The organism is Corallococcus praedator (assembly GCF_003612125.1).
Classification (GTDB): domain Bacteria; phylum Myxococcota; class Myxococcia; order Myxococcales; family Myxococcaceae; genus Corallococcus; species Corallococcus praedator.
Window position 1 is genome coordinate 1 of record NZ_RAWI01001304.1, and the last position, 405, is coordinate 405.

The window sequence follows — 405 nt, forward strand, 5'->3', positions numbered from 1 at the left end:
GTCCCCAATCTTTCGGAGCCTGGAACGTATAGGAACTCGCCTGCGCCGGCAGGTTGATCGTGGCGCCGACACTGAGCGCATGCCAGTAGCTATCCACTGAGGTGAAGGAGTCATAGGCCTTCGCCATCTGGGCGGGATCGAATACTCCGGGATTGTTGATCTTACTCAGCCCGGTCGGCGTTCCGCCCAGCACGTCGTTCATGAAATAACGGCTGAAGACATCGGTGAATTGCGGCGTGATCGAAACCTCGTTGGAACCGAGCGTGACCGACTTCGGATCGAGCAGGACGAGTTGCGGCAGCGAATTCCAATAGTCGTTAAAGCCGCCGCTCTGGCTCGATTGCGGCACGGTGTCGCTGTTGAGGTCGTTCACGTCCACATACATGAACAAGGCGAGGTCGGGGC

General features: G+C 58.3%; 1 protein-coding gene. It reads right to left on the minus strand.

Annotation, left to right across the window (positions count from 1 at the left end; translation table 11 throughout):
* Positions 1-373 (minus strand): hypothetical protein (locus tag D7Y13_RS44190; RefSeq protein ID WP_147452768.1); only part of this gene is annotated, 373 nt, incomplete at its 3' end.
* Positions 374-405 lie beyond the last annotated feature (32 nt).